At 49.0% G+C, this 25,758-nt stretch carries 10 protein-coding genes; 5 read left to right on the forward strand and 5 right to left on the reverse strand.

Annotated features, from left to right (window positions below):
* Positions 1–653 precede the first annotated feature (653 nt).
* From ACU52_RS13410 to ACU52_RS13425, 4 genes are all read left to right on the forward strand, one after another.
* Complete coding sequence (locus ACU52_RS13410; RefSeq protein WP_053399160.1) at positions 654–1,532, forward strand: AraC family transcriptional regulator; 879 nt, start codon at positions 654–656, stop codon at positions 1,530–1,532.
* Positions 1,533–1,604: 72 nt separating this feature from the next.
* A complete protein-coding gene (locus ACU52_RS13415; protein WP_082335297.1) occupies positions 1,605–5,453 on the forward strand; it encodes a hybrid sensor histidine kinase/response regulator transcription factor in 3,849 nt (1,282 codons plus the stop codon).
* Positions 5,454–5,835: 382 nt separating this feature from the next.
* Positions 5,836–7,740, forward strand: coding sequence for a rhamnogalacturonan acetylesterase (locus ACU52_RS14870; RefSeq protein WP_082335298.1), 1,905 nt, complete (start codon positions 5,836–5,838; stop codon positions 7,738–7,740).
* 18 nt (positions 7,741–7,758) lie between these two features.
* The gene (locus ACU52_RS13425) at positions 7,759–11,661 is read left to right on the forward strand and encodes a pectinesterase family protein (RefSeq protein ID WP_053399162.1); all 3,903 of its coding nucleotides are present in this window, start codon (positions 7,759–7,761) and stop codon (positions 11,659–11,661) included.
* Between the two features lie 246 nt (positions 11,662–11,907).
* On the opposite strand, the gene ACU52_RS13430 is transcribed toward ACU52_RS13425, so the two are convergent.
* The 5 genes from ACU52_RS13430 to ACU52_RS13450 form a co-directional block, all read right to left on the reverse strand.
* Positions 11,908–12,501, reverse strand: a complete 594-nt coding sequence (locus tag ACU52_RS13430; protein WP_021855919.1) for a DUF3109 family protein — start codon at positions 12,499–12,501, stop codon at positions 11,908–11,910.
* 33 nt (positions 12,502–12,534) lie between these two features.
* Positions 12,535–13,200 (reverse strand): uracil-DNA glycosylase, encoded by a 666-nt coding sequence (gene ung / locus ACU52_RS13435; protein ID WP_021855918.1) that lies wholly within the window; start codon positions 13,198–13,200, stop codon positions 12,535–12,537.
* Positions 13,201–14,117: 917 nt separating this feature from the next.
* Complete coding sequence (locus tag ACU52_RS13440; RefSeq protein ID WP_053399163.1) at positions 14,118–15,881, reverse strand: Omp28-related outer membrane protein; 1,764 nt, start codon at positions 15,879–15,881, stop codon at positions 14,118–14,120.
* Between the two features lie 15 nt (positions 15,882–15,896).
* Complete coding sequence (locus tag ACU52_RS13445; RefSeq protein WP_053399164.1) at positions 15,897–18,575, reverse strand: M6 family metalloprotease domain-containing protein; 2,679 nt, start codon at positions 18,573–18,575, stop codon at positions 15,897–15,899.
* 98 nt (positions 18,576–18,673) lie between these two features.
* The gene (locus ACU52_RS13450) at positions 18,674–23,347 is read right to left on the reverse strand and encodes a choice-of-anchor J domain-containing protein (protein ID WP_162207784.1); all 4,674 of its coding nucleotides are present in this window, start codon (positions 23,345–23,347) and stop codon (positions 18,674–18,676) included.
* Between the two features lie 336 nt (positions 23,348–23,683).
* On the opposite strand from ACU52_RS13450, the gene ACU52_RS13455 reads away from it, so the two are divergent.
* On the forward strand, positions 23,684–25,273 hold the full coding sequence (locus ACU52_RS13455; RefSeq protein ID WP_082335300.1) for a helix-turn-helix domain-containing protein: 1,590 nt from the start codon (positions 23,684–23,686) through the stop codon (positions 25,271–25,273).
* Positions 25,274–25,758 lie beyond the last annotated feature (485 nt).

Consider the following 25,758-nt stretch of genomic DNA (forward strand, 5'->3'; position numbering starts at 1 on the left):
AATAAGTTTGACTGGTTTATAAAAAATGGTAATATCACAATAAATAACGATACTTATGGTAAAAGTAAAAACAAAATGACAATATTGTAGTCCTTATTCGTGCAAAAATAAAGATAAATTGACTCTTGGGCTTTGTGTGAATAACGCAAATAAGTGTTAATATTACATTGTATGTGAATGTATGAGGCGTAATGCAAAATAGATGCCAAAATGAAACGCATGTAAATATTCTTTAACATGTAATGTATTCATATTGCGGATTGCATATAAAATCTTGGCTTTTGTATATGTTTTTATGGAGATATGTTTTTGGTGAAATAAGAAGATACTCTTTCCTTTACCAAGCCTTGTTAAGGCTGTTGCCTTTTTCACGATGTGCCGTGAAAGGCATTTGTTATATTTTTTGAATGCAATTTTTTTTGTGAAGCCGTCGGTTTGTGAGTTGTTGCTTTGGCTTCTCATATCAGTTTCCGGGTGAAGTGTGGTCATGTCAAGATTTTTTATCTGTGTAATGCCCGGTAAGGTTTTGGCAAAGGGTGTTGACACCTTATATTATGGAAAAAATAAACCTTGTCGATACAATGATTATTTTTTGATTTTAATTTGATGGTGGCTGATATTTTGTTATCTTTGCAAGACAAAATTTTGGAAAAATGGGACAAAAGGGATTAATATCTGTTTCAACGTTTTCGGTTGCTAAGGAATATAACTTCAGCCGTATTGACGATGATATTATATTGTTCGACAATTTTGGAAAATTGCCGGTCCCGTGTGAGCCGAGCCGCAACATGGGATTGATTATCGGACTATGCCTGCAGGGCAGCTTCCGCTATACTGCCGACACCGTAGAACAGTGTGTGCATGCAGGTGAGGCCATGATTATACACGAAGGTCAGGTTGTTGACAACTATCAGAGGAGCGACGATGTTGAGGGAATAGCCATCATGATGTCTTACGATTTCTTTCATGAGATTGTTAAGGGCTTTCATGAGCTGTCTTCTCTGTTTCTCTTCTCGCGCAGTCATCCTGTCTTCATGCTTCAGCCCAACGAGGTTAAAGATGTGGTCGACTATTTCACAATGATAAAGAATAGGGTTGACGATGGCAGCAGGCCTTTCCGCCGTGATGTGGTCAGGATGCTCATATCTGCCATGATTTACGACCTTAGCAATGCCATATACAGAATACAGCTCAGGTCAGACAGGAAGCCCACGCGTGCCGAAGCCATATTCTCTGACTTTATCCGTCTGGTAGAGCAGAACTACCGCTCGGAGAGAAGAGTGGGATGGTATGCCCATGAGATGTGCATAACCGCCAAGTATCTTTCTGAGACGGTGAAGATGGTGAGCCGCCGCACTCCTAACGACTGGATAGACAACTACGTTGTGATGGAGCTGCGTGTCTTGCTGAAGAATACGACCAAGAGCATAAAGGAGATATCGCAGGACATGTGCTTCCCGAACCAGTCGTTCATGGGAAAATATTTTAAGGAGCATGTCGGTATGTCGCCCATGTCCTACCGTAAGTCGTAATGGACAGGCGGCCGACGGCCGCCTTCATGGCTTTGTCCTACTTGCCTGCAGCGCTTGTTTCTTAATTCGAATATGTTGAAAATCTACTTAAAACCAATCATTACTTATATTCTTGCGGCCTCATTCTTGCTTGCGGCCACGGCTTCGTCTTGTTTTTCGCAGCCATACTGCAAGGTAAGGACATTTACCATCGATGACGGACTTCCTGCCAACAACATATCGGAGTTTGGGCTTTCGGACGATGGCATGATGTGGGTTTCAACATGGAACGGACTATGTAATTACGACGGCTATAAGTTCAGCCGTTTCCGCGAGCACTTCGGTGCGGGCCAGGTGCTTACTTCCAACCGCCTTAAGTTTATCCGTCCAAACTCCTGCGGCGACATCTGGTGTTCCACCTATGACGGCAAGGCCTATCTGTTCGACTGTACAACATGCCGCTATATTGACCTCGACGTGCTTGTCGGCAACAAGGTCAGACATAAGTTTCCGGTGCGCAACATTATATCGCTGCCCAACGGCCATGCATGGGTACTTGGCGACGGCAACATTAACTTGCGCATAGATGAGGGCAAGATAAAGAACCACGGCGGCGTAAGTCTTATCGACACGCGCAAGACGATATATCGGGGACCTATACGAAAAGTAATGGCCGACGGAAACGGGCGCGAGTGGGTGTTTGCCGACAACGGCGTTGGGCTTTACGGCAGCAAGGTGCTTCTTCCTTTCAAGTTTGAGTATATGTGCCATGTGGGGCGCAAGGTCTATTTTGCATCGCGCGACGGCCGCTTCGGCGTTTATTCAGACCGGCTGCGCATGATCAGCGTTCCTGCACCGGTAACAAAGATAAACGGCATGTGCAGCTTCGGTTCCGACAAGCTTGCCTTGGCCTGTGATAAAGGGCTGCTCGTGTTCAGCACTCGCACGTCAGGTTTTCGTCTTGTGTCCGTTCAGCATCCTTCGCAGCCGTCTGCAGATGTGAAGAAGGTGTTTACCGACAGTCGGGGCCGTGCCTGGGCATTTTCTTCAGGACCGGGTGTTAGTCTTGTTTCGCCAGACGGAAGCAGCGTTCGATGGCTTCAGTCGGAAGCAGACGGATGGATGGGTACCACGAGCCGTTATCCTGTTTTTCATGAAGACGACAACCACACGGTGTGGGTGATACCCAACGGCGGCGTATTCTCTTATTATGATGAAGCCCGCGGATGTCTCGTTCCTTACAATCTTAATGCCGAAAACAGCAACCGTCTGCCCGTAAGCTACATCCTGAAATATAAGAAGGACGCGCAGAACAACCTTTGGTTTACGGGCAATCATAATCTTACACTTGTTAATTTTAACTATTATCGCTTCAAGTTTACCCCCACGGTGCGCGATGCCGACGTGCGTTCGGTGATGAAAGACCGCAGCGGACGGATATGGACAGGCATGCACAACGGCTATGTAACCGTTACCGATGCCGTAAGCCGCAGAATGATGTATCTCTCGCCCGACGGCCGGCTGACCGGTGTGCCGGTGCGTCTTACCGACGAAGGCGTGTACGCTCTGCGCGAAGACCGCTACGGCAATGTGTGGATTGGCACCAAGGGCCGCGGCATATATGTGCTGTATGGAGGCCGCGGCGGAAACGGATTGGCGCATTATGCCAGGAGCTACACCGACAAGTGGTCGCTGAGTTGCGACAGCATATACGACTTCTGCGAAGACGACGCCGGCCGTATGTGGGTGGCCACTTATGGAGGAGGCATCAACATTGCAGCCATGAAGCCCGGCGGCAGCATGGCATTTATCAACGGCAACAACGTGATGACGCCCTTCAAGGACAAGGCTTACAACCGCATGCGCCGCATATCAGCCGCCCCCGGCGGAATAATGGTGGCGTCAACGTTCGGCGGCATAGTTACCATGTCGCATCGTGTAGACAAGTTTTCGTCGATGCGATATTACTATACGACGCACATTCAGGGCGACACCACGTCGCTGCTTGCCTCCGACGTGCTCAACACTTATGTCAGCAGGTCGTCGGGTCGGATATATGCCACCACCATGGGCGGCGGCTTTCAGGTTGCACAGGCGTCAAGTCTGCTTCGCGACAACATCCCGTTCAGGCGCGTTGAGGGCATAGAGCATGAGGAAGGCACCATACAGGCTGTTGTCGAAGACGCTGCGGGCAGTCTGTGGCTCGTGCGCGAGAGCAGTCTCGACAAGCTGTATCAGAAGACCGGCCAATATGAGATTTACGGCTCTAACGACTGGGAAGAAGACATCGGCTTCACCGAAGCTCAGCCCTATGTGTCGTCACGTGGAGGCGAGATTTTCCTCGGTGTCATCGGCGGTTACCTGTCGTTCCGTCCCGGTCAGATAAAGAAGAGCCGCTACAAGCCCATGATAGTGTTCAGCGGTGTGCAGTTTCAGGGCGAGCAGCAGATAACGCCAATACTCGGCAAGACCGTGCTCGAGATTCCGGCAGGCGAGCGCAACGCCATTGTCTACTTCTCGGCACTCGACTACGACGGCAACCGCCTGATACGCTATGCCTACAGGATAAAGGAGCTCGACTGCGAGTGGAGCTACACGGGCATGAGCCACAGTGCCTCGCTGAGCCACATCCCCGCAGGAAAGTATACGCTCGTGGTGAAGAGCACCAACTCCGACGGCGTGTGGACCGACAACGCCCGCGAGCTTAAGATATATGTTCATCCCACATTCTGGGAGACAGGCTGGGCCATGCTCCTGTATGTGCTTGTTGGACTTTCCGTCATATTCTCGCTGTTCTACGTGTGGCGCCTGCGCAGCAACGTTGCAATGGAAAAGCGGCTCAAGGAGCGCCAGCTGCGCTTCTTCACGGGCATATCCCACCAGTTGCGCACCCCTCTGACGCTCATCGACGGCCCCGTTGGTCAGGTGCTGAGCGAGGAACCGCTGTCGGCCAAGGCCCGTACATATCTCGAATTTGTGAAGAAAAACTCCGTGCGCATGCTCGAACTCGTGAACAAGTCGCTCGACCTGAAGAAGCTCGATGCCGCTGCCGACGATGTGGATGCAGCGCCACAAAACTCCGATGAAATGGCCGTTTCTGACAATATGCCGCAGTCTGCTGCCACCGTAAGCGGTCTCGACTTTGCTTCAGAACGTATCACCGTGCTCGTGGTTGAAGACAACGTAGAGTTGCGCTACTTCCTTGTAAGCAGTCTTTCGTCGAGCTACAATGTGTTTGAGGCACGCAACGGGCAGGAAGGACTCGAGATGGCGCAGAGCCGCCAGCCCGACTTCATCATCACCGACATCATGATGCCCGTGATGGACGGCATGACCATGATACGTAAGATAAAGGCATGCCCCGACACATGCCACATACCTATAGTGGTGCTGTCGGCCCGAACAGCCATCAACTACCGCATAGAAGGCCTTAACGAGGGCATCGACGACTATATAACCAAGCCTTTCAGCGTGTCTTACCTGAAGTCGCGTGTCGACAACATCATACGCCAGCGCCGCCAGCTTCAGCAGGCATACGTCAGCAAGCTCAATGCCGCGGGCGACGGCCACCTTATATATAAGGCCGACTCACCGGGCATTGCCGATGCCGACAAGGAGTTTGCGCGCCGGCTTGTCGACTATCTCGAGCCGCGCATATCCGACCCCGAACTCAAGATAGACGACATAACCAGGGCCATGGCCCTTAGCCGCACCGTGTTCTACGGCAAGGTGAAGTCGCTCTTCGGCATGTCGCCCATCGACTTCGTGCGCCACATGCGCATCCTCAGGGCAGAGCGGCTGATAGTTGAGAGCCGCATGTCGTTCTCGGAGATTGCCTATTCAGTAGGCTTTACCGACCCGAAATACTTCGGCCGCACGTTCAAGGCCAAGACCGGCATGACGCCGTCCGACTATCGCAAAAAATATTCGCAGCTCAGCTGATTTGCGGTGTTTTCAGGCTATGTCAATATCACCTCTGTAACTGTCTGATAACAAGTGCGTTGCGAAAGGCCGTCTTTTACCTTCTAAAAGACGGTCTTTTGCGTGCCAAAACATGCCCTTTTGCATTGTAAAACGTGGCCTTTTACAAAACCCTTGCTCGTTATGTTATAAGCCGTCCGCCATTTTCCGCATAATCTCAGCAGTATTTCTGCACACCAACAATAAGCCCGAAATCAGGCGTTTATAGGCCCGAAATGATGAAAAGTCCGCCTTTCTAAACAATTTTTATCCCATTTCATCGGTAAATAAGAACTATCTTTGCCGCCGAAATCTACGTCAAACTATCTACGAAATTTATAACCTTAAAAAATAACTTACACTTATGAACCTTTTTAAATCTACGCTTTTAGCAGCCGGTATGCTGGTATCAACGTCGATGATGGCCATAAAGGTGCACACCATCGGCGACTCAACGATGGCCACATACAGCGAGTCGACAACCGTTACGCGCGGCTGGGGACAGATGTTCCAGCAGTTTTTTACCGACGCTGTAACGGTGAACAACCGTGCCAAGAGTGGCGCGAGCAGCAAGAGTTTCTATGAGGAGGCCGCCTACTGGGAGTCGGTCAAGAAGCAGATACAGCCCGGCGACTACGTGCTGATACAGTTTGCACACAACGACGAGAAGAACGACGGCATGGACGGCGACGAGGTTAAAGCCTACTACGAGAGCATAGGCGACCAGGCCAAGGCCGATGCCACCGACTATCGCGGCACCACTGCCAGCGGAACCTATAAGGAATATCTGCGCAAATATGTTGAAGAGACACGCGCCCTCGGTGCCACTCCGGTGCTCGTAGGCGCCATCTGCCGCAAATATTTCACTGGCAGCACCATCCGCCGCAACGGCCGTCACGACCTGGGCGACGACTTCTCGCTGCTCACTGCATCGGGCATCAAGGAGGGAAACAAGGTTGGCGAGGACGACCATACATACGACTATCCCTATCAGATGCGCTTGGTTGCCGATGAAATGGGCGTTTCTTACATCGACCTGACCACCGCAACGAAGGAACTCTACGAAAGTTACGGCGACGCCAAGGCCAACGAACTGCTCTTCGACGGCGACGGCAGCACCCACACTTCGGCCATGGGAGCCACTCTGATTGCGCGCCTCTGCGCACAGCTCCTGCAGAAACAGGGCATCCTGACCGAGTATATCAACCTGACGAGCGACCTCAGCGTCAATCCGTCGAAGGCCGACCTCGGTGAGGCTTACAAGGGACAGACCGTTGTAAAGGAGTTTCAGATCAGCGGCTTCGACCTTCAGCCGGCCGAAGGCAACGTAACCATTACGGCAAGCAAGGGCCTGCAGGTGTCTGCCGACGGCGAGAGCTATTCGGGCAGCATCAGCATGAGCTATAAGGAAGGCAACATGATCGGCACGTTCTATGCACGCTGCGAGTTTGCCGAAGAAGGCCCCATTAACGAAGAAATAACCGTAACCAGCGGCGACAAGACCATCACCATACCCGTTACAGGCACAAGCATCGTACTCGAGGGCGGTGTGCCCGTTCAGGCATACTGGCGCCTTGAGAAAGACGATGAATGCGAGGTTACAGGTCCGATGAACACTCTCGGACAGTCGTACAGCGGCATGACGCTTCAGAAATATTCTGCACCCAACACTAACACCACATGGCCCGAGTGGACAGGTTTCGACGCATCACGCAAGACACAGCGCAATGTCATCGAGGGCGAAAGCTGGCCTGCCGGTGAAATCGACGAAGTTTCAACCCGCTATATCGAATTTGCCGTTCAGCCTGCAAAGGGCACTACGCTCAAGGTTGACTCTATGTCGATGTTCGTATGCGGCTGCGGCGGCAACGGCATGTGCTGCAAGATATACTATTCGAAGGAAGAAAACTTCGCCAATCCTGTAAACATCTTCGAGATGAAGAGCATGCCCGCCAACAACATGCAGTATGTATGCTCAATGCCGGTGCTGTCGGTCAACGAGGGCGAAACTCTCCGCATACGCGTTTATCCCTGGTATAACAATGCCGCAACAGGCAAGACCATCTGTCTGAGCGACGTTACGATACACGGCATCGCCGTCGACTCTACCACAGGCATCAGCTCAGAGCTGACACAGAATGCCGCTCCAGTGCGCACGGTTTACTACGGCACAGACGGCACAATGCGCCAGGACATGCGTCCCGGACTTAACATCGTTAAGAAGGAATATGCCGACGGAAAGGTTGAAACAACTAAAATTCTATATTAAAACAATCAGTAAACAATTATGAAAAGCGTAAAGATCAGCTTATGCGGCTTGCTCGTCATTCTGTCGTCGCTGTGCTTCCCGACCGGTGCCCTGGCGCAAACGGAAGCTAAGCTCGCAGAATGGACATTTGCAAGCGGCTATGACAAAACCGACGTAGACGGCAAGACGGTCTACGTGCCCAACAGCAACGAGTGGGCAGAGATAAGTGCAACATGGTTTAAAGACCAGGCACCTTACTTCTATCCCAACGTATTCGAGGGCGAACAAGGCAGCTACATGCTGTCGGCACAGTCGGAGTCAAGATACTGGCAGGTATCTGACAGCAACGGCGACAAGGTGATGCGCATTGAGAACAGCGAGGCAAACAACATCACCGACTACACCGATGCCTCGCAGCACAATGTATATTATGAGGTGTCTTTCCCCACAAAGGGCTACAAGAACATCTCTCTTACTTATGCCATAGGCTACGGCGGCAACGCTGAGGCAGCCATCGAGGCCGTGTTCTCAACCGACGGCGGCGAGACATGGATTGATGCCGGCAAGGGCACCACAGCCCCCAACTGGTGGATATACAACGAAAACACCGTGAAGCTGTCGGCCAACAACAAGGACAAGGTGATAGTACGTCTCATAGCCGGCAACGGACTGGTGAGCAACTGGAACCTGAAGCAGCTCACCGTGAGCGCCGAAAAGGACGAAAGCTCACAGGGCATCAGCGCCAAGGATGCCACAGTGGCATGGCCTTTCAACGAAGGTGCGTCTAATCCCACCTCTGCCGAGGCTTCTGTTCCCGAGGCTCTGTCGTCTACAGGCTACACTCTCGGCAGCAAACTTACGCTCAACGGCACACAGAAGTGCGACCCTGAGGTGATGTCAAAGCTCGAACCCACCGAGAAAATCAACAACGCTCTGGACGAAAACTCGTTCATCAGCTTTGCCGTTGTGCCCAAGAAAGGCATCAATTTCACACCTAAAAAGATTACGTTCAACGCTGCAAAATGTGGTACAAGCGGCGGTACAATGGACATCTATGCCGTAAGCGGCGACCAGAAAGTGGCCATTGCATCGAATGTAAATCCTGAAAGAAACCCGGCTTTCTCAAGCTACGACTACGACCTTTCGCAGCTCGGAACGCTCACCGACAAGCTCGAGATATTCATTTATGTATATAACCTCAACGCAGGCAAGCAGCTCGCCATCAACAACGTAAGCATCACTGCCGACTTTGAGGGCACTCCTGTTGCCGTTCCCGTATACACCCTGTCGGTTAAGTCGGGCATGGAAGGTGCCGGCAACGTATCTTCTAATCCTTCAGGAACAGAGTTCGACGAGGGCACAAGCATCACTGTTACTGCCACAGAGAACTTCGGATATCACTTCCAGTCGTGGAACAACGACAAGGGTGAGGTGGTTTCTACCGAAAATCCCTATACATTCGAGATTTCAGAGAACACATCGCTCACTGCCGTTTACACCAAAAACAACGTTTATGCGCTCAACCTCACACTTGAAGGCGGAGCCAACACCAACCTCGTTCAGTTCAGTCCTGAGGGCAATGTCGTTGACGGCGTTCACTATTATGAGGAAGGAACCGACGTGAAGCTCACTGTTCTCAACAACCGCATTCTGACATTCACCAACTGGGAAGACAACTCTACCGACGCAGTGCGCGAGATAAGCATGGACGGCGACAAGCAGGTTACTGCCACATTCTCTTGCGCTGACTATATCGTAGGATGGGACCTTTACAGCGATACTCCTGCCAAGGAGCGCGCTGCCGACTATAAGGCTGAGAGCGACAACGCCGGACTGCTGTCGCTGCGCAATGCCAAGGGCCTCACTTCTTCATGGCTCGCATGCGGATCAGAGAAGGGCGGACAGAACGGAAAGTATGCCGCACGCGTGTGGAGAGATCTCAGCGAGAAGTATTATTTCGAGATTTCGTTCTCTACAAAAGAATATTCTAACATCAAGCTTTCGGCTTCCGTGGGTGACGACTTCAACGCTCACAGCATAGTGAATGCCGAATACAGCATTGACGGACAGACATACACTAAGTTTGGCACATACACTCTGCCTTACCGTGCATGGGCTGAAGGCGAGTTCGACCTGCCTGCCGACGCTGCCGGACAAGACCGCGTTTACATACGCTTCATGCCCGACTGGACTTCAGAGCTCGTGGGCAGCGAGAGCAATCTCGACGGAACAGCCGTTGCAGAAATATTCGTGCTGGCTGACAGAAACATCGTTGACGACGGCGAGGCGCCCAAACTGGTGTCTACACTTCCTGCCGACAAGGCTAAGGACGTTACGGCCAACGGTTCTGTGATACTTACGTTCAACGAGAAAGTTGTGGCTGCCGCCAACGACGGAAAGGCGACTCTCGACGGTGAGGAGATTGTTCCTACCGTAAGCGGAAAGACAGTTGTATATAAATATACTGGTCTGAAATATTCTACTGACTATACGTTCATACTGCCTGCCGGAGCCATTGAAGACCGCACGGGCAACGCCTTCGAGGGCGTAAGCCTCACCTTCACCACAATGGAGCGCAAGCAGCCCGAGGCACGTGTTTACGATGCTGTGGTTGCACAGGACGGAACCGGCGACTATACAACTGTGCAGGCTGCCGTAGACGCTGCTCCCGAGGGACGCGTAAAGCCGTGGCTCATCTTCATCAAGGAAGGTGTTTACAAGGAGCATGTAGATGTGCCTGAATCGAAGCCTTATCTCCATTTCATCGGACAAGACCGCAACAAGGTGTCTATCAGCGACGATAAGCTGTGCGGAGGCGACAATGCGCTGCACGTAGACGTAGGCGCTACGTTCGTGGCACGTGCTGAGAACCTCTACTTCGAGGGCATAAGCTTCGTAAACTCTTATGGCGTTGAGCAGAATGCCGGACCTCAGGCTCTGGCCCTTAACACCAAGAACGACCGCCTTGTGTTCAACAACTGCGGCATGTACAGCTATCAGGATACATGGATTACGCCGAGCGACTCTCACTGCCGTGCTTATGTCAAGAACTGCTTCATAGAGGGTGCGGTAGACTTTATCTACAACAACGGCGACTATTATTTCGACGGCGACACGCTCAACATCGTGCGCAAGGACGGCGGATACATCGTTGCTCCGTCGCACAACAGCGACTCTAAGTGGGGCTATGTGTTCATGAACAACGTGATTACTGCTCCCGGCGTGCCTTCAGAAACTTCTGTATGGCTCGGACGCCCGTGGCACGACCAGCCCAAGACCGTGTTCATCAACACCAAGGCTGAGGTTACCATACCTGCCACAGGATGGTATGAGACGATGGGTGCAATACCGGCTATCTTTGCCGACTACAACACCGTTGACGGCGAAGGCAACCCCGTAGACCTGTCACAGCGCCGCAGCTATTACTACTATTATGCCGACGACGACAAGACTCAGAAGGTGGAGGGATATGCAAAGAACTCTCTGACCGACGAAGAGGCTGCACAATACACTGTTAAGAACGTGCTTTCAGGCGACGACAACTGGCAGCCGGAGATTATCACAGAGGCATGCGACGCTCCTGTTCCGGTAATCAGCAAGTCTGAGCAGACCATCACATGGGATGCCGTGCCTTACGCTATCTGCTACGTTATAACCAAGAACGGCAGCGTGGAAGGATTCACCACTGCCACATCTTGCAGCTATACTGACGGCGACGAATATCTTATTCAGGCTGTCAACGAGTATGGCGGACTGAGCAAGGCCGGAAAGGCATCTGAAGGAACTGTAGGCATCGACGGCGTTGAGGCCGGTCAGGCCATAACAGTTACAGGCATCTATTCTGCCGACGGTGTTAAGCTCAACACCTACCGCAAGGGTGTCAACATCGTTACAGGCAAGACTGCCGACGGCAAGGTGGTTTCAAAAACTATCGTGAAGTAAATTTGTCTGGCTTTTATTTATGGTGAGGCCCCGCCCGGAACTGCTGTCCGGCGGGGCCTTCTTTTTGCCTTTTATTTTAATGTATCTTATATTCTGTTATCCGAAAGTTTTTTATGTCATCGGCTGTTGACGCATTCTTTGATGTTAATACCGTTGCAGAGCGTATTGCATTTATTGCCTATATATGAAAAACGTCCGTGATTCTGATGTCAGAAACACGGACGTTTATATCTTTTACGGCCTTTATCATATCATCCCTGCCTTGTGCAGCTCAGCAACGGTGGCTTCGAGTTCGGCATACCATTCCTCGCCGAAACGGCGTGTCAGCGGCTCTTTCAGAAATTTATACACGGGCAGTCCCAGTTCCTTGCCTTTGGCGCGTGCAGCCTCGCATATGCTCCAACGGTGATAGTTGAGGCCGGTCAGGCCGTTGGAAAGTTTCTTTTCGCGGATAGGGTAGAGAGCGCAGCTTATGGGCTTGCAGAACTCAGTCTTGCCGGCGCGGTGAGCCTTTTCGAGGGCGCACAGACAGCAGCCGTTCTCGTAGCACGTAAACACGCAGTCCTTGCCGTTGACTATGCTCGTTACGAGTTCGCCTTCCGGGTCGATGTCCGCCACGCCCTGCTGGTCTATCACGGCTTGTGCGTTGGCCGAAAGGTCGGTCCACACCGTGTCGAGCGAATCCTCAATGCCGCCTATCTCGTCCATCGTTACAGGCGCTCCGGCGTCGCCTTCAATGCAGCATTCGCCCTTGCAGGCATCGAGGTCGCAGCAGAACTGCTCTGTTATAATGTCGGGCGACACAAGTACGTCGCCCACCTGTATTATCGGTAAATCCATATTTGTTGTCTATTGTGATATAATGTCGTTTTTTCACCATTTTATCGGCTCCATGCCGTGCTGCTGCAGATACTGGTTGGTCAGGCTGAAGTGGTGGTTGCCAAACCATCCGCCGCGGTTGGCCGACAGCGGCGACGGGTGGACAGACTGCAGTATCAAGTGGCGCGAGTTGTCTATGAGCTGTGCCTTGCTGCGGGCATAACCGCCCCAGAGGATGAACACCAGGTTGTCGCGGTCTCTGCTCAGTGCGCTGATAGTAGCGTCGGTGAACTCCTCCCAGCCGCGCCGCTGGTGACTTCCGGCAGCATGTTCGCGCACGGTCAGCGTGGCGTTGAGCAGCAGCACGCCCTGCTGTGCCCAGCGCACAAGGCTTCCGCTTTGCGGCATCGGCGTGCCGAGGTCGTTCTCAATCTCTTTGAATATGTTGATAAGCGAGGGCGGAAACGGCACGCCGTCGCTCACCGAGAAGCACAGTCCCTCAGCCTGTCGCGGCTCGTGGTAGGGGTCTTGTCCGAGTATCACCACCTTAACCTTGTCGAATGGGCACAGGTTGAAGGCGTTGAAGATAAGTCGTCCCGGAGGATAGCACGTATGGTTGCGGTATTCGTCGTGTACAAAGTTGATAAGATTGGCAAAGTAAGGCTTTTCAAACTCACCTCCAATATGCTGTTTCCACGACTCTTCTATCTTTACGTCCATAATTCAAAGTGTAATTTTTTAACCAATGCAAAAATACATATTTTTCTTTGAAAGTCAAATTTTTGCGCCAATCTTTGTGCTGTCGCCTTGCGCTCAGTTTGCCGTCATCGGCTCAGAAAATCAGCCGTGATGCATGTCATTGCTTGTTAACCCCGGTCCTTGCCCGGACTTGTTTTGGCTAAATGCGGTATAAAAAAAGTTTTTGCAGAAAACTCGTCACTCGTCACATCTCTATGTAAAGTGCTGTAAATGTGTTACTTATGGTGTGACGAGTTGTCTTTTCAACTCGTCACACGTCTGTTAAAACTTTGCTTGAAGTCAACCCGAATCAGACGTTTACAGTGGATTTTCTCTGAGTGTGATGAGTTGAAATCCCAACTCATCACGCTTTAATCATCTGTCATACAGAGAGTTAAGATTAGATGTGACGAGTGATGAGTTTTTTATAAAAACTTTTTTATTTATATCTTTATCGTTAAACTTCTGATTTCGGTTGACCTGTAAGCAGATCTTTCCATGATTAAAGTTGACTAGGGTAAAACTCACATCTGTTATCGCCCGAATTATGCTCTTCTAGTTATAATTTGCAATATGCCACCTTTTGCTTTCTGAAAAGCCACCTTTTACAGTGTAAAAGCATGCCTTTTGCATCATGAAAGGTATGCTTTTGCCGGTTTTTCAGGGTATATTCTTCTATTTCATCTTTCTGATAAGGCCATTATAATAGCAGAAGAATTTTTTATAAGCTAGGTGTTTGATATAGAATTTATGAATAGAAAATCGGTTTTGATATGCTGCCGGTAATTATTTCTGTCAGGCCGTTGAAAGGGGAAGAACAAAATAAAGAAGCCGGAAACATCACGCTCCCGGCTTCTTCTCTAAATCCATTTTTTTACCATTATCAAAGAAAAATAGTGCTACTTGAGAATTTTATTTGTATGGCCATTCTTGTATTTCACGATAAATATGCCGTGCTGCGGATTGGCTATGCGCTGTCCCGACAGATTGAAATATTCAGCCGGTTCGTTACAGCCGTTGTCTTCAGCAGTGCTTATTCCCGTTGTCTCTTTCTTTATCAGGTCTATGGCCGCCGAATTTTCCACGGAACAGTCGGTGGCGTCGTCAGGATTATAGTTAGCAAGTGCAGCTACAATCTTCATGTTGTTCTTCTTCCACGCCTTGTCTATGTTGAAGGTGTATGAGTATGTAAACGAATTGCCGTCCCACACTACAGGCTCACCCCATGTGCTGTTGTATCCGCGGATTACGTGCTGCTGATAGTATTGTCCTTCATATCCTTCCTGAAAAAGACTTTTAACCTCGTCTTCAGTAAGGTATACTGTCAGATGTGGCATTGCGCATATCAGGTTGTCGTTTTTAAGGCAGGTAACGTTTGCCGTAACCGCTGTAGAGTCAGTATTGAATTCATACGTTATGCCTACAACAGCATTTGCCGTCAGCTCCATCTCGGTGTTGATATATGACGTGATGTCATCAGGGCTTTGCGGCAGATAAACGGCGGTCTTGCTGCCGGCAGAGTTGCCCGTTTCATGATACGGCTGCCTGTTTATCATCATAGCCGGAGCATAGCAGTTGGATCCGTTGTTGAACAGCCAGAGCATCTCCTCGTCGCAGGGCAGGGTAAACTCGTCGGTATAGTAGCCGGCATGATGGCACACGGCGAACACCCTGTCGCTGTAGTCGCTGCTCGAGTTCATTGCCGTATGCAGATAGCCTGCCACTCTCGGACAGTTACTACATTTCTCTGTCGTAAACTCCTCTATGAGAACGTTTTTCAGATAAGTACACACCGCTTCAACCATGTTGTTGGTGCTGTTTTCGTCTGTACCGTTGTCAATGCTCTCAATCTCGATGCTCCAGCTCGCCTGGCTGTCGGTGTAGATGCCCGGGTCGATGACGAACGAGCACGACGTGCTTGACGTAGGCCCAATGGGCGTGTCGATGTGTGTCCGGCAGACAGTTTCGCCTGTAGTGCATTTTATGGTAAACCCGTTTACGGCCTCTATGCCGTAGTTGTGTATGGCGGCATTCACCTTCAGGGCGTTCACTCCGCTCTGTGGCCATGGACTTATTGTGGCAGATAGCAGTCCGAGGTCTTGCTTAGGCAGCGAGCTGCCCGTTATTATTGCCTCCATGCTGATAACGCCCTTGTTGCTTATGTCCTGCCATTGAGCGTCGCCCATCTTGAGATATGACGTGCCTGCCACGGGTTCGCCAACGATAGAAACTGCCACTACGTTGGCTCTCTGATGGAAAGAATAGCCGATGTATATGTCACCGGCATTCTTGGTTATCTCATACGGCTCGGTCAGCTCCACTTCGTTCCATCCCTTGCTTACGGCCGGAGTAGAAGATCGTGTTATGTATCCCTCGGCTATGTTGTCGCCGTCGAGCTCGGTGCGTATCCATACCTTCAGCGTGTCGATGTTTATGCGGTTAAGCAGTGCTGCGCGTATAGACGAAATGCTGTTGCCCTTGTATGCGTCGAGGGCGGATGACGGCAGTTTAGTTGCGCACGACACCCATCCTTTGCCGTTCAGCTGTATGTCGCCCTCATCGGCCATTTGACCGTTGCAGAAACCCATGCTTACCGTTCCTGACTGTGCCATTGCGCCTATGCTGAGCAGCAATGCAAGTATTATTGTTGACAGTCTTTGCATAACTCTAAATATTTTTTATTTCACAACTTTCTTTCCGTTAATGATGTACACTCCATGAGGCAACGCTCCTGCCGGCATTCTGCGTCCGCTGAGGTCGTACACTTCAGTCTTGCCTGCGGCAGAATCGTCTACAGCCTGACTTATGCCTGTGCTGTTGGGCAGTGTCAGCGCACATTCGTCAGAGCTGATGCTCAGTTCGCCGTTCTGTGCTGCACGTATTATGAAGCTGTATGTTGCTCCCGGATTCAGCCCTTTTACGTCGTAGCTTAGCACGTTGCCTACAGACAGTCCGTCGTATCCGCTTACCGGTGTGCGCTCCACCACCTTGCCTTCAGCCACTACATCATCGATAACTACAAAGCCCGAAGTGCGTCCGTAGCGCAGGCGCACCTGCTTGCACTCGTCTAAGCTTACCCGCTCAGTGGCTCCGTCTACTGATGGACTGATGACACTCACCTCGGTCCATACTCCGTCGCCCTGGTCAGTCTCTACATATATCTTTTCCGTATTGCTCTTTGCGCGGCACCAGAAACTAAGGTTGCTGATGAGCATTTCGTTGTATGCAATCACGAGATAGTCGCCGTCTGATGAGAGACGCAGCGACGGTGCCTTTTCTCCGTAGTAGCCCGAAACCGAGTAGAACATGCTGCTCGTTGAAGTCCATGTGTCAGGCATGCCTTCAGCCTTGTTGCTGAAGTCGTATCCCTTTGCCGAGAGTTCATCGGAATAGTCATGTTTCATTACCGTCAGACGATAGTCGTCGGCATCGCGCACGGCTTCCCATTTAGCCTTGAATCCCGTTTCTGTGACATCTGTTGTGGCTAAGCCTGCAGGTTTGCGCTTGGCGAAGGCCAGATCGAGAGTCTGCACAGGAGCATTCTTTTCTTCAGACATATAGCTGCCAAGTCCGGCGCTTACGGCTACGACATAGTCGGTAAGCGGCACAAGACCGTCTATCTTTATCGTCTCAGGCGATGTGTAACGTTTATGGTCAAAGTCGCCGATATACAGGCGCTGGCTGTTGCCGTCGGTGCAATATACGCTTACTTCATAATATTTGGCGTGTTCGACAGCCGCCCATGAGAACACGAAGCTGCTGTCGGCTATGTCTGTCACGTCTACTGTAGTCGGTGCAGGCATGCTGAATGACGTTCCGGCAAGCAGCAGTTGGGCTGTGTCGCCGTCCAGCGTGACGTCATCAAACGATACAAGGCTTGCGCCGTCCCACGATGTGAGTTCATACTGTGTTATTCCTGCAAAACCGGGGAAGGTGTCGCCCGAGCGTGTTGCTTCCGACTGAATGCCGTCAGCTTCAACTATATCTACGCGCTGATGCTGCGGGTCTATGTTTACGATGTTGTTCTCCCATGCGTCTTTGTCCTGGTCAATGTGCCATACGAGCATGCCCTGTCCCGGCAAGTATGTGTCGAATCCGCTTTGCATGCGGTTCTCAAGCACGAAAAACTCGTTGTCCTTTCCCGGAACGTTCACACGGAAAGCCTTGTTTGATGATGCCAGGTTTGGAATCATAGTTATGCTGTCGGCGTTGTTGTCCAGTATGTCATAGTCGAGCCATGCCAGTTCGGCACGCTCAAACGCAGAGAAGAGCGGCGGCGTGTGCATGTTGTTATTGTATGAGCCTGAGGCCATGGTGTCGTAGGCTCCGAGCCCGAAGGTAAAGTAACCATATGAAGTGTCGTAGTGGTCAACCAGTCCGAGCACGTGGCCGAATTCATGGACAAATGTGCCTATGCCTGAAGGCTGCAGGTCGCCAACTGCACTATAGCGCAACTCGTTGCTGCAGGCGTAATGGCCTATCACTTTGTCGTCGTAGACGAGCTTCATCTCCCATGCTTCCTCAACGATGGCAGAGTGGGGCCATATAAGTTCTGTTCCGTTAGGGTCGTCGGCCTGTCCGCCGCCGGCATAGAAGAAATATATGTTGTCGACATATCCGTCGCCATTGGTGTCGTATTCGGAGAAGTCCACTTCATCGTCAACAAGCTCGCATGCTTCTTTTATAGCTTCGCCCATTCTGAAGTCCTGTCCCTCATCGTCAGAACCGTAGTAGGTGGCTTTGTTTGATAGCGTCACCGGACCAACCACAGTGAAGTCGGGATCAAACAGCCTGTTAGAGCTTTGCTGATAAAATTCGCGTGCGCTGCCGTTTGCTCCGTTGCTCCACGTGAAGCCTTCCTTGTTGAGCATGTCGTCATAAAACTGGTGAGGGTTGTCTATAGACGAGAACTTGACGTCGCTGAACTGAATCAGTATGACAAGAGATTTCTGGCGTCCTATTGTGGGGAAGTCGCTAATAAGATAGTCGCTTCGCTTAGGTGCCTTTCTCATTCCGCTGCCGGCTGTCGCGCGGCTAAATGCGTCAATATTTATAGAAGCCAGGTATTTCTTGGCTTCTGTCTTTCTCATGTCCTTGTCTGCAGCAGCCAGACCGCTTCCTGTTATTTTGCTGCCGTCGAGTCTGGCATATTCATAGGTTTTGGTCTTAATGTTGAAAAACAGAGGATATCCGTCTTCGGTGAACAGCAGATGACGATGTTCGTCGCCCCGCATAAGCACCGTAAGACTTGTGCCGTCGGGCTGAATCACTTTCTTTGGCGTAGGGTCAGCCGGTATGGCTTTAGTGCTGCAGATGCCGCATAATAGAATGGCTATTGAGATAAAAAGTCGTTTCATGCTTAATGTCTTTATATATAAAAACAAAGAAGCCGTAAGGGGCCGGCATGACACTTGGCTTGCCGTGCCAGCCCCGTGGCTTCTGTTATTCTAACTTATTATTTAACAATCAGCTTATATGGCTTGTTGCTTACCATAACCACATAAACACCTTTTGCTACCTGATAAGTTGCCGTCTCGCCTGCAACGCTGCCTGCAACCTTCTGTCCGTTGAGAGTGAACACCTCAACATTTTGTCCGATTGCATTCTTTACTATGATGCAGCCGTTGCCAGCCATAACCTTCACGTCAGATGTCTGCAGGTCAGCTATACCGGTTGTTACCGATACAGTGTTAGACAGGTCTGATTCGCCAAGGTCGTAAACTGCGCTTACTGCGTAGGTTCCGTTGGCTGTGGCCTTTGCGCTGTTTGTAGCAACGAGGCTGTTAACGGCGTTGTCGAGATACAGCTTGTAGCCTTTCAGCACAGGTGACTTTGCTTCTGTGTAGGCAATATTGTCTATCATGATGCCGAAGCCGTCAAGGATAGTGTGTATTGCCACATACTTAGCGTCAGCCGGGAGCGTTACCTTTACTTCCTTCCATGTACTTATTGTAGGATATTCAACCACAGTAACCTTATTGGTGAACGATTCGGGCTTGTCGTCTGTCGAAGATGTCAGTATCTCGATAGAGCTTGTAGCGTCGTTAGAGAGAGTCATGAACGAAATTTCTGTGCCGCCCTTAATCTCAGGTGAGATAAACCAGTCGTCGTCAGGATTGTTGTTAGGACGTCCTTCTGCGTCGGCACCATAGTTGCCCCAGTGGATCAGACACTTTTCTCCTTCATACGGAGTCCATACTGCTGCGTCGGGACATCCGGCTTCCTTAGCGCTCCATGTCATCCATGCTAGAGGCTGGTTAGCATAAGGCCAATAGTTGCCGTAATACTGTATGAATGTTGTTGACAGGTTTCCGTCTTTGTCAACAGTCTTCCATCCTGCAATCTCATTTGTGGCGAATGCCGGCAGGCTCTCGAAGTCGAGCATAACCTCGCGTCCGTCCATTGCTTCAGGTGCGGTCCATGCCAGTTCGTCGTCATTGCTGAGAGTCAGTGAGGTAGGAGCGGGCAGATTCATGCTGCGCGGGTCGAGTTCTACGTCGCTGCTAAGGTTGTTCTCTTCGTTCTGGTCGCCGTCATACAGCACTTGTGCGTTGTAGAGTATGTTCTTCTTCGCTGCTGTTATAGGCAGAGTGAACGTGAATGTGCGTGATGATCCTGCTGCCAGGGCCTCTTCCGGATCTACTTCGTCTATGGTCATGTCGTCGACATTGAACAGTACAGAGTAGCCTGTGGCTTCGTCTGCACCCTTGTTTACAACGGTTACGCTGATTGTTGCAGTGTCGCCCACTACCGGCATGTAAGGCTGTGTTATGCCTGTCACGGCGAGATCTTTGCCGGATGCCTCGTAGATGCTCCAGTTGTCTGCAAATATTCTTACGGCCGGATTAGGCATATATCCATAGAGTGATATCTGTGCTTTCTTGCCGTTCAGGGCTGAGAGGTCAACGATGTGCTCCTGCCATCCGTTGTTGCCGGTAAGATTAATCTCTTCGCTGATGTCGACATAGTTTTTGCTTCCGTCAGTTGAAGCCATAACTTTAATATATGCAGTTTCAGGCATTGCGTCAGAGTGGTGCAGCCAGAATGAGAACATAGGCTTCTCTGTCTTCTCGAAGTCGATTATCGGAGAGATGAAATATGCAGAGCCTTCTGATGAACCAGTGTTGAGACACAGCAGCTGTGCGCCGTCCTGTCCATACGGCTGAATCTTTGTATTGTAATAACCCGGATCGATGGTCCATGCCTGATTGTTTATACCTGCGCCTATAAGGTATGGTGCATGGTCTACTCCGGCTTCGGCAAAGGCCTCATTGTATGGCAGTGTGTACGGTGTACCCATCACCAGTCCTGAACGCACGTAGTCAGACTCACCTTCGTCGTTAGAAACTGTTACGCCGAATATATACTGGTCTTGTGCGTCAGAAGCGTCCATAATCTGTATTTCAACTTCGCTTTCGCCTGTGGTTTCGCCAAGTTTTATATAATTTGGTACGTCATATTTATAGATAGTATATTTGAACTTTGCCGGATCAACATATCCTCCGTGTACGCCTTCTGTCGGATTCGTCCATGACAATACGGCAATGTTCTGTTCTTCACCCCATTTTGTTGTAAGGTCTGATATTGGTTTAGGTACGTCAGGTCCAACATATTTTGTTATGTCCATAGGTCTTCCTTCGCCATTAGCGTTGGCTGCAACGATTGAGAATGTGTTGAAGCCTTTGGCTGCCTTAACCTGCAATGTAATCTGTTCGCCTGGACGTACGTCAGTCTTGGTGGCAAGAGCATTTCCCTTAAGATCGTATATAGTTACCTTTGTGAGTTCTGAAATCTGTTTGCCGTCGATGCTCTTTGAAGGCAATGTGAACGTGAATGTTCCGCCTAAAGCACCAACTGCGTCTGGAACGAAGTTAACGGCAGATACTGTATCAGGAGCTTCTACTGAAGCGATGGCTTTCACAATGAATGTGTCAATAGATACCGGGCTGCTTCCTGTTCCGTAATCATGCAGACCGAAATTGTAGTAGCCGTCTTCAGTTGGGGTGATATAATAACGTTTTGTTTCAGTACCTTCAGTTGCAAAGTTATACAGGTCGTCTATTACAATGTTCTGTGACTCAACAGTGTTACTATTGCCCATTGTCGTTTTCAGACTTGCTGTTTCATACGAAACACTCAGCTGATAAGACAGCATATATAAAGAATCGGTCTTCAGGTCAAATGCGGGTGATATTATCCAGTCGTCACATCCGTTGCGACCGCTGCAAGTTAATAGTCCATAGATATTGTTGTATTGCCATGTCAGGGCTGTTCCGTCGTTGTTCAAGTTGTATATAGCCCATCCGTCGATGTCAGACATATCAGAGAATGTGTTGACATAAGGTATAGGCATATATAGTCCTGCCGTTATGCAGTTTGTTACGGTTCCGCGGTTTACGTTGCCATGGCTTTTTGCATAAATGGTATATGTGTGAGTGAGTATTTCTTTCGGCATGTCTGTGTCAACGGCAGTTGTCTCGGTTATGTCCTCGGCAATAGTCTTTCCGTCGACATTGCGTACAACTGTATATGATATGTCAGATTTGTCAAAGATACTTCCGAAGTCGTCATACAATCCCTTTTCGGGAGCTTCCCATGTTATTGTTGCCTGTTGATTCTCTATTGTGAGAGTAGGATTTGCTACATCTGCAGGTGCATCGTATCCGCATACTATAGTCTTTGAGAATCTGCCTCCACTAACTTCGCTGTACAGCGGATATACCTGTACCGTAACGATATGCATGCCTGAAGAAAGACCTTCCATGCTGCAGCTGACTTTGCTGCCCAATGTGGGCTGTGAGGGAACGCCTGTTGGATTTACGCTGGCTCCGTCAACATAGAAGTAAAGGCGTACTTTGTCTGATGCCCATTGCGGTATTTCAATATTTTCCCCACCATTGACAGTTGACGGTATTGTGAACGATATATTTGCGTCGTTACTGCCTTCTGCAACGGATACAACTAAGTCATTGATGTCGTCCAACTGTAATTTAGAGAAAGTCGTCTCTGCTTCTGGCCTTTTATAAAAATAGGTGAAGCCTGTAGGAGTTTTTTCTACTAATACGGTTTTACATGTATCTTCTTTTGATCCATATGGCACAAATGGACTGACTTTATAGTAAACTGTTCCGTAGTTGAAGTCATAATGGTTTACGAGCAAACTTCCTTCTGCAACGTTGTATATCATTGGCTGTTGGCCATAGACATATTGATTTGGCATTTTGGTCCGGCCAATAATGGTTGTCTTGCACGTTACCGGATCTATTTTAGCCATGTAGATACTGTCGTCGGCGAGTTGTACGAATAACGAACCATAGCCAGCTACAAATCCTTTGGGATTATAGTTACCCGATGTCTTGTAAGCACGGTATGAACCTAAGAAACCAACTCGCTGAAGGCGGCATGTTGCCGTGTCTAATATATTAAGATAGTAGTCTGTTCCGCCGTATCCCTGATCTCTAACGTTTTCCATTGAAATTGCGAAAACAACGTCACGCTGATCGTCGTATGACATCATGTATGGCACATAGCTTGAGTTGCCGTTAGCGTTGGTAAATGTCTTTTTGCTCAGTAATTCAAGAGTGTTGGCATCATATACAGTTCTGACTATTGTGTTATAGTTGCCTGTGGCACCATCTTGAATAGGCAAGAAACAATACAATTTGCCTTTTGCCGTATATGAATAAGGCGAAAGTCCTGAATCTGACGACACAGTGTCGCAGGCAAATGGTGTAAGGTTAAAGTTTACCATGCCGCCTGTTGCATTTCCGTTTTCATCTAATCCGGCTCCGGCGTTGAATCCTGTATATGTATATAGGATTTCGCTTTCTGCCTTGGCAGATGTCTTGTAGGGTATTGGTGCAATTAATGTAGGTACGTTACCTTTTTCTTTTATAAATCTTGAGTAGATTGTTTTTTCATCAAAAGTCTGTAATGGCCACGGACTCTTATAGTCTGTTGACATGCTTTCTGCTTTAGCTTTGGCTGGTTCAGCCTTCTGCATTTGTCCGGCATTGTTTTTTGCCGCTTTGTTCGTTTCAGGCAGTTTCATTACTACCTGTGCCTCTGTCGATGTCCAACAGAACAACAATGCCGCTGAAGCTACAAAATAATGGATAATTCTTTTCATAAGCATTATATTTATATTTGTTAAACTTAAAACGCTTGACAAAAATATTATTTTATCTATAAAAAACATGATTTTATGTTCCGACTTGTTTTTAAATTCTTGAATTTAAATAAAAAACCTAACAAAAACGGCTTGAAATGTATATTTATGTTATCAATATAGACTTTTTATGGGCGTTACTTCAATTTGTTATTGTTTTGTCTTTTTTTCACGTTTAAGTAATATTATTTTGTATCTTTGCATGAGTTAATCTGTATCACGGCTCAAGATTCAGGTATGCCTGATGATTCTGCTGAAAAATTTAGTACCCCCTTTTATTAATAAATATTATTCTTGATGAAATTACTAGTCTTGTTGCTGTTGTTGTTTTCTTTTGTCTTTACGTTGCCGTCTTTTGCTTCTAAAGAAAAGTCGGACAGCGCAGTTGTTCTGAAGACTAAAGGAGATGTGTTCTATTCTACCGGACGTTTTCCTGAAGCCTTGGATTATTATACAAGGGCACTTGACAAAGCCGAAAATGAAAAGAACAATCGGGTATATAATGCATGTATCGGTTGCATCGGAAATATATATGCAAGCATAGGCGACTATAACCGATGTCTGCATTATTATCAGCGGGGGTATAAGGCTGCCGTGAAGGCAGAAGATGTAGATCTTCAGTTTAAGTTCCTGTCTAATATTGTCGTGTGCTATTGTTTCATGAAAGATATTAAGAGGGCAAAGGCTTCTTTTAATGTTATGATGAGGCTGCCCGTACAGGACCAGCAGCTTAGGCAGTATTATTGTCTTAATAATCAGGGATTCATAGCTCAGACGGCAGGAGACTATGCTATGGCTGAGTATTATTATAAGGAAACGTATGCTTTTGCAAAGGAGCGTAATATGCCGCTTATGTATGTTCAGGCACCGTATATGGAACTTGGAAATATTGCGCTGAAACGTAAAGATGCAAAAACAGCAATTGCATATTTTAAGGAATGTCGTGAGATGGCATTAAAGATAGATAACTCAGACAAAATGTCGAGAGTGTATAAAAGTCTCAGTGAGGCTTATGCCAGTGCGGGACAGGCTGATTCGGCAGCCAAATATAAGGCAATGTATCTTGAATTGTCTGACTCGGCATTCAACAAGAGTCAGTTTTACATCTCTGGCAGCAAGCTGTTTAAATATGAAAATGCCGTAAATCAGAAGCTCATCGACTCGCTTACAACGCGCAACACCACGCAGCTTGTGGTTATCATCGTGTTTGTCATCATGCTTATTGTGCTTACCGTGCTGTATCGTATGCTGAGGCTGAAGAACCGCAAGCTTACTGACGCACAGATATTGCTCGTAAGTAAGAACGAGGAACTGATGAAGTCTGACAAGCAGAGTCGCCTGTTGCTCGAGCAATATGCAAAAGCTGTAAATACTGTACACGAGGACGATGTGCCCGATGTTGCCGGTGAGGCAGGGCAGGAGAGTGCCGGTGACATTGAAGGCGAGGCTGAAGATGCCGACGGAAAGACCGACGACGCTGATAAGAAAGAGCGCACGGCTGCAGCGCTGCTGAGCGAGGAGCAGAAGAACCTGCTGCTGAACAAGATTAACACCGTGATGGCAGACATGAGCGTGATATCGCGCTCCGACTTCAATCTTAACACACTTGCGCAGATGGTTGGCTCTAACACCAAATATGTTTCGTGGGCTATTAACGACGTCTACGGCAAGAACTTCCGACAGTTTCTCAGTGAATACCGCATACGCGAGGCGTGCCGCCGTCTTTCGGACAAGGAGCATTACGGCAACATGACGCTGCAGGCCATATATGAGGAACTGGGCTACAACTCGGCAGCAAGCTTCATACAGGCTTTCAAAAAGGTGAACGGAATGACGCCTTCTACCTATCAGCGCCTTATGGCTAACAAGCCTGACGATGATGCCTGATGCTGTTATCTCTTTTTGGCGCAGACCGCATATTTTATGTCTTTGACTAAGGCTTGACTTGTTGTGATATTTGCCAGTTCTTTAAGCCTGTTTGAAAAACACCATAAAAATCGTAATATTTTTATGGTGTTTTTATTTCGGATTAAATATTTATATCCTGTTACAACGAGTTCCGTTAAGTAAATGTCATGACTTTGCTTTCAGACTGTTAATGGCCTGTTTACGTGTCAAAAGTGGCCCACTTTTTATACGTAAACGGGCCACTTTTTATGCAAAAACCGACCGCTTATTTCCTTTATTTTGCAGTCATTAAAGTGTGGGGATGTGTAGCTAAGTGAAGAGCAGGCGCTGTGCTTAATGAAAAATGTCTTGCGAAAGTGAAAAGGTAAAAGTGAAAAATCCAAATGCGTAGTGATTGATAAGAATACACAAGACTAATGTTCTGTCGGATATGCTATCCGACAGCATTAGATATTAGGATCTGT

Source organism: Xylanibacter rarus, assembly GCF_001275135.1.
GTDB lineage: Bacteria > Bacteroidota > Bacteroidia > Bacteroidales > Bacteroidaceae > Prevotella > Prevotella rara.

What these genes read in the sequence shown, in the direction of transcription:
- ACU52_RS13410 (WP_053399160.1), top strand. Translation starts at nt 654, where the DNA reads ATGGGACAAAAGGGATTAATATCTGTTTCAACGTTTTCGGTTGCTAAG.
- ACU52_RS13415 (WP_082335297.1), top strand. Translation starts at nt 1,605, where the DNA reads ATGTTGAAAATCTACTTAAAACCAATCATTACTTATATTCTTGCGGCC.
- ACU52_RS14870 (WP_082335298.1), top strand. Translation starts at nt 5,836, where the DNA reads ATGAACCTTTTTAAATCTACGCTTTTAGCAGCCGGTATGCTGGTATCA.
- ACU52_RS13425 (WP_053399162.1), top strand. Translation starts at nt 7,759, where the DNA reads ATGAAAAGCGTAAAGATCAGCTTATGCGGCTTGCTCGTCATTCTGTCG.
- ACU52_RS13430 (WP_021855919.1), bottom strand. Translation starts at nt 12,501, where the DNA reads ATGGATTTACCGATAATACAGGTGGGCGACGTACTTGTGTCGCCCGAC.
- ung (WP_021855918.1), bottom strand. Translation starts at nt 13,200, where the DNA reads ATGGACGTAAAGATAGAAGAGTCGTGGAAACAGCATATTGGAGGTGAG.
- ACU52_RS13440 (WP_053399163.1), bottom strand. Translation starts at nt 15,881, where the DNA reads ATGCAAAGACTGTCAACAATAATACTTGCATTGCTGCTCAGCATAGGC.
- ACU52_RS13445 (WP_053399164.1), bottom strand. Translation starts at nt 18,575, where the DNA reads ATGAAACGACTTTTTATCTCAATAGCCATTCTATTATGCGGCATCTGC.
- ACU52_RS13450 (WP_162207784.1), bottom strand. Translation starts at nt 23,347, where the DNA reads ATGAAAAGAATTATCCATTATTTTGTAGCTTCAGCGGCATTGTTGTTC.
- ACU52_RS13455 (WP_082335300.1), top strand. Translation starts at nt 23,684, where the DNA reads ATGAAATTACTAGTCTTGTTGCTGTTGTTGTTTTCTTTTGTCTTTACG.